Here is a 3,362-nt window from a genome sequence, read left to right as displayed (position 1 = left end):
TGTTTACGACCCATAAATAAGATTTTCATGGAGAAATGTCCCTTATGCATTTGCTTTTTCGGTGGCGGAAGTTGTCAGTGTAGTCAATTCTTCCAGGGTGTTTATCCAAAGGGTGGGCTGGTATTCATGACCGTATTGCTCGGGATCGGCTTGATGAATATTGTGCGGCTTAGGCATGATGCCAATGGAGAGCCACCCCAGTTTGTTGGGTGCGACAAAATCTTTTTTGATGTTGTCGCCGATGTAGATGAAATGTTTTGCAGCCGGATATTTGTTTTGCAGGAAGACAAAACGCTTATCTTCGGGTTTTTCCGATTGCATGGCTTCCGAAATCAAAATGTCGTCAAACAAATCGGTCAACCCCAAGGCCTGTATTTTCAAACGCTGTGTCAGACTGCGGCCGTCTGTAATCAGGGCGCGTGCGGCAAAAGGGCGCATCAGCTTCCGTAAAAAAGACGGTTCGACATAGGGTCGGATAACAGGCCTGTGTAGTCGATATTGCCACAAAAGTGATTGTTTCTCTAATTCGTTTAATTTGCAATGATGGCACAAATTATCGAGCCAGTCTTTACTTTTATTGTCTGCAATTTCATTTAGTACGTCGGCATTGTATTGAGGATAAAGCGACGTAATTATCCCTACAACTGCCTGTATTCCGGAGCATTTGTAGTCGTACTCAGAGTAAAGCGTATCGTCAAGATCGAAGACGATGACGGATTCTTCCGGCTTAATCATGTTCTCTTACCAAAACTTTAGCATCGTAACGAAGCATGATTAAATTGTTTTCCCAGTCGTCGGAGAAAGGGATGTCTTGGCCGCCGATGTATTCTTGAATCAGCCAGCCCGGATAGTTGCCGCCTGCTGCGTAAGTCAGCGGGAAACCGCCGCCGAAACGCGGGTTGATTTCCACACCGTAGGTCGTGCTGTCGGTTTTGCTGACGAAGAATTGTGCGGTAATACAGCCGCGTGCGCCTTCCAATACGGCCATTTTTTCAACCAGCTCTTCATATAGGGCATTGCGTCGGGTTGCGCCTTTGCTGACTTCGCCGGTACGCACTTCCAAACGTTCGCGAGGAATGGCGCATTTCAGACGGCCTTGACGGTCGTAATACATATCGACGGTAAATTCGGAGAAAGTATTCTCGATATCGATGTATTGGGCGAACATCATTTTCGGGTCTTCGGTAATGTCGACAGTCAAATCAGCCGGTGTGTTGATTTTTTTCGCACCGATGGCTCGGCTGCCGTCATAAGGCTTGGCAAAACATGGGAAAACCAGGCGGTCACGTTCGTAAATTTCAGGCGAACGGATACTGTATTGTGCAAACAGGCCTGCGGTCAGGCGCTTGTCGCAGCACAGGGTAATCAGCTTTGCATCGGAAATGACAATATGTATTCCTTCAGCTTCAAAACGGTCACGTGCTTCGGCCAGTTTGAGCAGCTCGGTATCGATGGTTGGCACAATCAGACCGATGTCGTGTTGTTGGGCCAGCTCGAGAATGCTGTCAATGTATTCGGCTGCATCGATACGCGGCACGCTGAAAGCGCGGTCGGCAACATGGCAGGCAGAAGACATGTGTGGGTTGAGGTCAGTGGCAAAAACGCCGATGCCGTCTGAAAAACGTGCGGCTTCGGTTTGAAAGTCCTGCACCAATTCGACACGGCGACCTGCCGACAGAATCAGTATATTATTTTTTTTCATCAGTTTTATTACCCGTGAAATAAGGCATGGTGGCTTCTCCTTCGGCTGAGATGCCTTCTTTGACGAAGATTTTTTTAACCGTCAGGAACAAAATTTTAATATCCAGCCAAAAGCTGAAGTTGTCGATGTACCAAACATCGTGGGCAAATTTTTCATCCCATGAAATGGCGTTGCGGCCATTGACTTGAGCCCAACCGGTCACGCCCGGTTTCATTTCGTGGCGGCGGTTTTGGAAGTCGTTGTACAACGGCAGGTAGTGCATCAGCAGCGGACGAGGGCCAACTAGACTCATCTCGCCTTTTAAGACATTCCATAATTCAGGAAGTTCGTCCAAACTGGTGGCACGTAATTTTTTGCCGAAATCGGTCAGGCGTTCGCTGTCCGGTAGCGGGTTGCCGTCTTTATCGATTGCATCGCGCATGGAGCGGAATTTAATCATTTTAAACGGCTTGCCATCTTTGCCCGGCCGCTCTTGGATGAAGAACACGGGCGAGCTTAGGTTTTTGCGGATGAGGTACACCAAAATCAAAAACACAGGCGACAGGATAATCAGCCCTGAAGCGGAGGCAACAATGTCAAACAGGCGTTTGAAAAATTTATTCATGAGCTAATCTTTCAATCAGGTTGACGATTTTTTGATAGGCAACGTCGCGTTTGAAGCGGCGGACGATTTCTTCGGACTGAACAGGATCGTTTTTGCGCTTCAAAATATCTTTGGCGGCTTGAACGAAACCGTCCACATCGCCGGAACGGTAGTTCGCATGCGGCAGCAGGGTAAGGACTTCGGCAACTTCGTCGTTGACCTGGCTGTTCAGAATCGGTTTTTGTAAAGCCATATAGTCGGAGAGTTTGTTGGTAATCGACTGCATGGCGTAAGAATGGATGGCGTTGACGGAGATGTCGCAGCCTTTGGCGACCGACATCATTTCGGCGTAAGGAATGTAGCCGTAAAACTTGATGCCGTCGCAGGCGTATTGTTTGAGCCTGTCCAAATCGGGGCCGCCGCCCATAATGTGCAACTCGACGTTTTCGCCGGCGTCCAACAGCTTGCGAACGCCTTTGCACACGGTTTCCACGTCATAGCTGTAACTGAGCGTGCCCAAGTAGAAAAAGCGGGTTTTATCGTCGCCAAAATCTTTGGCAGGCGCGGCATCGAGTTTGGGAAAGTCAGCACCGATATAGACGACTTCACCGGGTACGTTCGGATTGGCTTCTTTGGCGCGGTCGAGATAAGTCTGCGATACGGCAACCAGCGCGTCGGCGTAGCGGTAGGCTTGGTTGGCGCGTGAAGCAGAGGGCAGCAGGTTGTGCGGTACTTTTTTCAAAAACGGTACGACCGAGGAGAAAGACTCCGGCCATACGTCCTGCACATCGACAATCAGTTTGTAACCCAAACGCGCTTTGTGTTTGCCCAACAGCAGGTTGGTGGCAATCAGCGGATAGGCGGAAAAGACGACGTCTTGTTCGCCCGGACGGCAGTTTTCCAACCATTTTTCAAAATGTTTGACGAAGCGGTGATGGCTGGTCACGCGTCCTAAAGACACGTTTTTGCTGTATCCGCTTTCTTCCAACAGCATGACTTTCAGACGGCCTTGTGAGGCGGCCTCGGCATCTTCGGGCCGTCTGAAAGATTTGTCGTAGTGCTTGAAGTTGCTGGTAA

4 protein-coding genes are annotated in these 3,362 nt (G+C 49.4%); all 4 read right to left on the bottom strand.

What is annotated here, in order from left to right:
- Positions 1 to 42 precede the first annotated feature (42 nt).
- Entirely contained in the window at positions 43 to 735 is a 693-nt protein-coding gene (locus tag ACTHUT_RS16175) for an HAD family hydrolase (protein WP_049350765.1), read from the bottom strand.
- Positions 728 to 1,702 carry an ATP-grasp domain-containing protein gene (locus ACTHUT_RS16170; protein WP_070749488.1) on the bottom strand — a complete coding sequence of 325 codons (975 nt, stop codon included), beginning with the start codon at positions 1,700 to 1,702 and terminating at the stop codon, positions 728 to 730. The genes ACTHUT_RS16175 and ACTHUT_RS16170 overlap by 8 nt, the downstream gene beginning before the upstream one ends.
- Positions 1,689 to 2,306 (bottom strand): sugar transferase, encoded by a 618-nt coding sequence (locus ACTHUT_RS16165; RefSeq protein WP_070749487.1) that lies wholly within the window; start codon positions 2,304 to 2,306, stop codon positions 1,689 to 1,691. The genes ACTHUT_RS16170 and ACTHUT_RS16165 overlap by 14 nt, the downstream gene beginning before the upstream one ends.
- Positions 2,299 to 3,362: glycosyltransferase (locus ACTHUT_RS16160; RefSeq protein WP_440419060.1), on the bottom strand; the 1,064-nt coding region annotated here is incomplete at its 5' end. The genes ACTHUT_RS16165 and ACTHUT_RS16160, both read right to left, overlap by 8 nt.

The organism is Neisseria sp. P0022.S010 (assembly GCF_051956635.1).
This window is presented reverse-complemented; position numbering and strand designations above follow the sequence as displayed.